Source organism: Cupriavidus sp. FW305-3-2-15-C-LB2, from assembly GCF_058787575.1.
The window spans coordinates 1-6,300 of record NZ_JBYSZW010000104.1; the positions used below are offsets into that span (position 1 = coordinate 1).

Annotated in this window: 7 protein-coding genes and 1 pseudogene; 4 read left to right on the forward strand and 4 right to left on the reverse strand. The window is 66.7% G+C overall.

The window, feature by feature from the left end; translation table 11 throughout:
* The 4 genes and pseudogenes from AC3WRR_RS35890 to AC3WRR_RS35905 form a co-directional block, all read right to left on the reverse strand.
* A pseudogene (locus AC3WRR_RS35890) lies at positions 1–196 on the reverse strand (hypothetical protein); the annotation flags it as partial.
* A complete protein-coding gene (locus tag AC3WRR_RS35895) occupies positions 193–696 on the reverse strand; it encodes a MarR family winged helix-turn-helix transcriptional regulator (protein ID WP_010814782.1) in 504 nt (167 codons plus the stop codon). The pseudogene AC3WRR_RS35890 and the gene AC3WRR_RS35895, both read right to left, overlap by 4 nt.
* Before the next feature lie 130 nt (positions 697–826).
* Positions 827–1,828 (reverse strand): tripartite tricarboxylate transporter substrate binding protein, encoded by a 1,002-nt coding sequence (locus AC3WRR_RS35900; RefSeq protein ID WP_010814781.1) that lies wholly within the window; start codon positions 1,826–1,828, stop codon positions 827–829.
* 174 nt (positions 1,829–2,002) lie between these two features.
* Positions 2,003–3,142 (reverse strand): porin, encoded by a 1,140-nt coding sequence (locus AC3WRR_RS35905; protein ID WP_010814780.1) that lies wholly within the window; start codon positions 3,140–3,142, stop codon positions 2,003–2,005.
* A 338-nt stretch (positions 3,143–3,480) separates the two neighbouring features.
* Here AC3WRR_RS35905 and coq7 point away from each other — a divergent pair, with 338 nt between their 5' ends.
* The 4 genes from coq7 to ftsL all read left to right on the forward strand — a co-directional run bounded on the left by coq7 (position 3,481) and on the right by ftsL (position 6,274).
* Positions 3,481–4,104 carry a 2-polyprenyl-3-methyl-6-methoxy-1,4-benzoquinone monooxygenase gene (coq7, locus tag AC3WRR_RS35910; protein WP_010814779.1) on the forward strand — a complete coding sequence of 208 codons (624 nt, stop codon included), beginning with the start codon at positions 3,481–3,483 and terminating at the stop codon, positions 4,102–4,104.
* Between the two features lie 418 nt (positions 4,105–4,522).
* Entirely contained in the window at positions 4,523–4,951 is a 429-nt protein-coding gene (gene mraZ, locus AC3WRR_RS35915) for a division/cell wall cluster transcriptional repressor MraZ (RefSeq protein ID WP_010814778.1), read from the forward strand.
* A gap of 7 nt (positions 4,952–4,958) precedes the next feature.
* A complete protein-coding gene (rsmH, locus tag AC3WRR_RS35920; protein WP_010814777.1) occupies positions 4,959–5,960 on the forward strand; it encodes a 16S rRNA (cytosine(1402)-N(4))-methyltransferase RsmH in 1,002 nt (333 codons plus the stop codon).
* Complete coding sequence (gene ftsL, locus AC3WRR_RS35925; RefSeq protein WP_011616092.1) at positions 5,957–6,274, forward strand: cell division protein FtsL; 318 nt, start codon at positions 5,957–5,959, stop codon at positions 6,272–6,274. The genes rsmH and ftsL overlap by 4 nt, the downstream gene beginning before the upstream one ends.
* The last annotated feature ends 26 nt before the right edge of the window (positions 6,275–6,300 follow it).

Here is a 6,300-nt window from a genome sequence, read left to right on the forward strand (position 1 = left end):
CGCCGACGCTGGTGCCGCCGCCGTAGTACGGGGGCACCTGGGCCACGTCCAGGCGGGTCAGGAACGTCTTCTCGGTGACGCGGCCAAGCTTGATGGTGGCGTTCACCGGCGTGACCTGCGGCGGCTGCGGCGTGCTGCTGCAGGCAGCCAGCACCGGCAGCAGGCCGCACAGGACAAGATAGGGCCGGGTCTTCATGGCGAGATCAGGCCGGTCTTGAGCCGGCCAAGCAGTCGGAACAGGGCGCGCCGGTCGGTCTCGGCCAGGCCCGAGAACAGTTGCCCGATCCAGTCCTCATGCGCGCGCGCCATGCGCGAGAACGCGGCGCGCCCGGCCGGGGTCAGGCGGATCAGGTAGGCACGGCGGTCAGTGGGCAGGGCCTCGCGTGAGACCAGGCCTTCCTGCTGCAGCTGGTCGGTGATGCCGGTGACGTTGCCGCCGGTCACCATCATGCGGCGCGACAGCTCGCCCATCTTCAGGCCTTCCGGATGGCGGTCGAGCTGTGCCATCAGGTCGAAGCGCGGCAGCGTGCAGGCAAAATCCTGGCGCAGCCGCGAACGGATATCGCCCTCGATCAGGGTGGTGCAGGTCAACAGCCGCAACCACAGCCGCAGGGCTTCGTGCTCGGTCTGGTCGGCACGGGTTTCAAGGTCGACCGGCGCGCTGTCGGCGCCGGCGGCAGGGGATGGGTTTGGCATCTTCAGTGCATCGGTGCGCAGGTGTGCGGCCGCGGCCGCCAGGGGCCGCCCACGGGGCGGGCAGCCGACATTTGATGCCTCAAGTATATGCGCGATACGCGCCGCCGCCCTGCCGGCGATCAAATCGGCGTCAATCCACCTTGGCGCCGGAATCCTTGACCACCTTGGCCCACTTGGCGGTCTCGGCGCGGATGAACGCGGCGAACTGCTCCGGCGTGTTGCCGACAGGCTCGGCGCCCTGCGCCTGCAGGCGTTCGCGCACGGCCGGGGCGTTCAGCGCCTTGGCCACTTCCTGCTGGATGCGGTGGATGACGTCCGGCGGCGTGCCGGCCGGCGCCAGCATGCCGAACCAGGAGCTGGCTTCATACTGAGGCAGGCCCGCAGCCTGGGCAATGGTTGGCACGCCCGGCAGCGCCGGCGAGGGCCTGGCGCTGGTCACCGCCAGCGCCTTGAGCTTGCCGCTCTTGATCAGCGCCATCGACGACGGCAGGTTGTCGAACATCACCTGCATGGTGCCCCCGGCCAGGTCCGTCAGCGCCGGCCCGCTGCCCTTGTACGGGAAGTGGACCATGAAGGTCCGGGTCTGCGTCTTGAACAACTCCCCGGCCAGGTGGATCGAGGTGCCGTTGCCACTGGAGGCCATGTTGATCTTGCCGGGATTGGCGCGCGCGTAAGTGATCAGGTCCTTGACGCTGTCGATCTTGTTCTGCTGCGCAAACACCGGGTTCAGCACCAGCACGTTGGGCACGGCCGCCACCTCGGTGATCGGGGCGAAGTCCTTGATCGGATCGAACGGCAGCTTGCCGTACAGCGACTGGTTGATGCCATGGGTGCCCACGGTGCCCATCAGCAGCGTGTAGCCGTCCGGAGCGGCCTTGGCGACGATGTCCGCGCCGATATTGCCGCCGGCACCGGGTTTGTTGTCGACCACCACGTTCCAGCCCGGCAGCCTGGCCAGCTCTGCGGCCACGGCGCGGGCCAGGATGTCGGTGGTGCCGCCGGCGGCAAAGGGCACCACCAGCCGGATCGGCTTGGCCGGGTACGGGTCTGCGGCCAGCGCCGACTGGCTGGCGAGCGCGGCAAGGCTGGCGGACAGCAGCAGCGCAACGACGCGCCGGCGAGTGGGTTGCATGGGTGGTCTCCTGGTGTGGCCCGCTCTCGGTACCTGGGGGGCGGCTATGGTCAGTGCATTCTAGTCGGCGCCCGCAGTGGCGCCGATGAGGTGATGCCCTATGGGGCTGCAGCGCCGCGCCAATGAAAAAAGGCACCCGAAGGTGCCTTTCAAGCTCAGCCTTGCGACTGGCGATCAGAACTTGTGGCGGATGCCGATGGCGGCGCCAATCATCTTGTCTTCGCCGGTACCCAGGAAGTAACCATTGGCGAAGCTGATCGCCGAGGTGTCGAAGTTCAGGCCGGCGTTCTTCGAGAAGGCCGTGGTCAGGTACACGTCGGTGCGCTTGGACAGGTTGTAGTCGGCCACGAACGAAATCTGCCAGGGGTTCTTGATGTTGTTGGTGGTGTTGACGGTGGCGGCGGCCGGGTTGAAGTTCTTGACGTCGTCGTAGTAGTACGCGAGCGTCAGGCCCAGTGCCGGCGTGACCTGGTAGTTGGCACCGACCCAGTAGTAGTTGTCCTTCAGGATCGTATTGTCGTTCACATGCTTGCTCATGCCCCAGCGATAGCCAGCCATCAGCTTGGCCGGACCGAAGGCATAGCTGGCAGCGACCGCGGCTTTCTTGAATTCGCCGGTGCCGCCGGCGGCGTTCAGGGTCGGGTTGTACTGGTCATAGGCGCCGCTGATGCCGAACGGGCCGGCTGACCACGACACGCCGGCACCGTAGCCGGTGTCGCGGCGGAACTGGCCGGCGACTTCGCCACCGCCGGCAACGCCGTTACCGAACGACCAGTGCGCGACCGCGGTCACCGGGCCGAACTTGCCGGTGTACTTGGCGGTGTTGTCCGAACGGAAGTTCAGGCCCAGTTGAGCGACCACCGGCTCGTACTGGGTGGCATAGCCGGTCGGCGAAAAATTGGCCATCATGTCAAACAGCGAGGTGTACTGGCGACCGAAGGTCACGCGGCCCACCTGGGCGCTTTCCAGGCCGACATAAGCCTGACGACCGAACAGGCGGCCGCCTTGCTGCGAGCGCCCGTCGTCCAGGCCGAAACCGCTTTCCATCACGAACAGTGCCTTCAGGCCGCTGCCCAGGTCTTCCACGCCACGCAGGCCCCAACGCGAACCGGACAGGCCGCCGGACGACATGCGGAAGAGGTTCTCCGACGGGCCGGTCGCAAATCCGTTGGCCGCCGACGGCGTGACGCTCGACATATTGCTCACGTACTCGATGTTGGCATCCACCACACCGTAGAGCGTGACGCTCGATTGGGCCTGCGCCGCCCCAGCAAATGCGCCAAGCGCTGCCAGCGCCAGAAGCGATTTCTTCATGCTCGTTGATCTCCACTGTAAGAATTATTGGTGACGGCCCGGGAGAACCTCCTGTTGGTCTCCATCCCCCGTGCGTCAAACTTCCTGGGAAGTTGCGAAGTACTGTAACAAACAACCCTTAATTCACTACTCAGGCCAATCCCCCTTGTCTTCTTTTAACAACTCAGGGTTTCTGAGTAGCCGGGCGCATCAATGCAAGGCGGGATGCGGGTTGGCGCCGATTAGAGGCAAGCTACAATGCGGGTAATCCCGATGGCCCCCTGTGCGTACCGCAGCCGCAGCTGCGCACCCCACGATCGCAGGGACTGCCGGGAACGAAGACCAACTGCCTCTGCGACATGGACACCCTGATCAAAGAATTCGACGTGGCATTGCGCGCCATTGCCGGCGCCACGCGCACCGCGCGCGCCAACCCGGCTGACCGGCTGGCGCCGGACACCGAACAGATGAGCGCCGATGAACGCCGCCACGTGGCCGGGCTGATGCGCATCAACCATGTCGGCGAGGTCTGCGCGCAGGCCCTGTACCAGGCCCAGAAGCTCACCGCGCGCGACGGCGCGGTGCGCGCGCAGATGGATGCCGCCGCGCGCGAAGAGGAAGACCACCTGGCCTGGTGCGCCGAGCGCCTGCGCGAGCTGGGCTCGCGCCCGAGCCTGCTCAACCCGCTGTGGTACGCCGGCGCCTTCGCCATCGGCTGGATGGCCGGCCGCGCCGGCGACCGCGTCAGCCTGGGCTTCGTCGCCGAGACCGAGCGCCAGGTCGAGCACCACCTGGGCGGGCACCTGGACCGCCTGCCCGAGGCCGACGGCCGCTCGCGCGCCATCCTCGAGCAGATGCGCGACGACGAGATCCGCCACGGCAACGCCGCGCGCGATGCCGGCGGGATCCCGTTACCTGCCCCGGTGCGGGCGCTGATGCGCGGCGCCTCGCGCGTGATGACCACCGCCGCCTACCGGATCTGAGCCGGCCCTGCCAGCCCCCCGCCGGCCCTGATTCCGGCGGGGCTGGCGGGCAATTGTTGTATCCTTCCTTCGCGCGACGGGGCAGGTCTTTCCCGTGCCGCCGGCAGTTCCTCCGCAAGTGGTTCTCAGGTGGTTTCTCGGCTTTCCTCCCTAAGATCTTCATTTCATTAAGGATTCACTTTTTCGGTGCGTGAGGTGTGCGCGCTAAGTCATTGTTCTTATTCAAAAAAACTCGTTTGCTGCCCTGCAACCAGCCTTGACCCGCCATATCGCTTCCTCTAAAGTGGGAAATAGTGTGAGGAAGTGTATTTTTGTGTGAAATTGGGCCCCGACCGTGGGATGATGTCGCCATAGTCGGAACAGAAGGGATTCACGCGCATGCTGGCCGACAACCGGCCGGCATGGACCGGGAGCAAGCTTGTTTCAGGGAGCATCGGCACTCTCGCTGGATGCCAAGGGACGGATGTCCATTCCGTCCCGGCACCGCGAGGCGCTGCAACAGCAGGCCGAGGGCCGGGTGACGCTGACCAAGCACCCGGATGGCTGCCTGTTGCTGTTTCCCCGGCCCGAGTGGGAAACCTTCCGCACGCGCATTGCAGCGCTGCCGATGGATGCGCACTGGTGGAAGCGCATCTTCCTGGGCAACGCCGCCGACGTGGAAATGGACGGCGCGGGCCGGGTGCTGATCGCCCCGGAGTTGCGCAGTGCCGCCATGCTCGACAAAGAAGTCATGCTGCTCGGCATGGGCAGCCATTTCGAAGTGTGGGATGCCGCGACCTACGCCGCCAAGGAACAGCAGGCGATGGCGCAGGGCATGCCCGAAGCATTGAAGAATTTCTCTTTCTGACGAGGTCATGAGTCCAACCGGAACGCCGGCAACCCCCGCCCTGCGCCATCGCACCGTGCTGCTGGACGAGGCCGTCGACGCCTTGGTCTGGCGGCCCGACGGGGTCTACGTCGACGGCACCTTCGGCAGGGGAGGGCACAGCCGGGCGGTGCTGGCCCGGCTGGGGCCAGACGGGGCCCTGGTTGCGTTCGACAAGGACCCAGCAGCAATCGCAGAAGCGGGCACCATCAAGGATGCCCGCTTCTCCATTGAGCACGCGAGCTTTGCGGCCATGGCCGAGCGCCTGTCGGGGCGCGGCCACGTCGCCGGCGTGCTGCTCGACCTGGGGATCAGCTCGCCCCAGATCGACGAGGCGGCGAGGGGGTTTTCCTTTCGTTTCGAGGGCCCGCTGGACATGCGCATGGACACCACGCGCGGCATCACTGCCGCGCAGTGGCTGGCGCAGGCGGATGAGCAGGACATTGCCAGGGTGATACGAGACTATGGGGAAGAACGGTTTGCTGTACAGATTGCAAAGGCGATTGTTGCTCGCCGGAGCGAACCCGGCGATGGCGGACCCATCGCCACTACTGCCGACCTTGCCGCGCTCGTGGCGAAAGCCGTCAAAACACGCGAGAAGGGTCAGGACCCTGCGACCCGCACCTTTCAGGCTCTACGGATTCACGTCAATCAAGAGCTTGAGGACCTCGAAAGAGGGCTGAAGGCGGCGTATGAACTGCTGCAGGTCGGAGGGCGCCTGGTGGTGATCAGCTTCCACTCGCTGGAGGACCGCATCGTCAAGCGGTTCATGGCGGCGCACGCCCGTCCCCAGCAGGATGCCGACCCGGCGCTGCGGCGCGCGCCGCTGCGCGCGGCCGACCTGCCGCAACCGACGCTGCGCCTGCTCGGCCGCTACAAGCCGGGCCCTGAAGAGGTGGCCGCCAACCCGCGCGCGCGCTCGGCCGTGATGCGCGTGGCCGAGAAGCTGGCCCCTGCCGCGACCACTGCCGGCGGAGGCGCACGCGCATGAACCGCCTGACCTTCTTCCTGCTGGCCGCGCTGATCCTGTGCGCGCTGTCGCTGGTGAGCGCGCAGCACCAGGCGCGCACGCTGTTCGTCGCGCTGGAGCGGGCCCAGGCTGAAGAGAAGCAGCTCGATATCGACTGGTCGCGCCTGCAGTACCAGCAGAGCGCGCTGGGCAAGAGCGCGCGCATTGCCGACGCGGCGCGCGCGCAGCTGAAGATGGCGCCGGTCAACCCCGGCAAGACCCAGTATCTGTCCGGCATCGTGCTGCCGCCGCCTGCCGAGGCGGCGTCGGCCAGTGCCGCGGAGGCGCGCCGATGAGCATGGCCCGTCCCAACCCGCCCCGC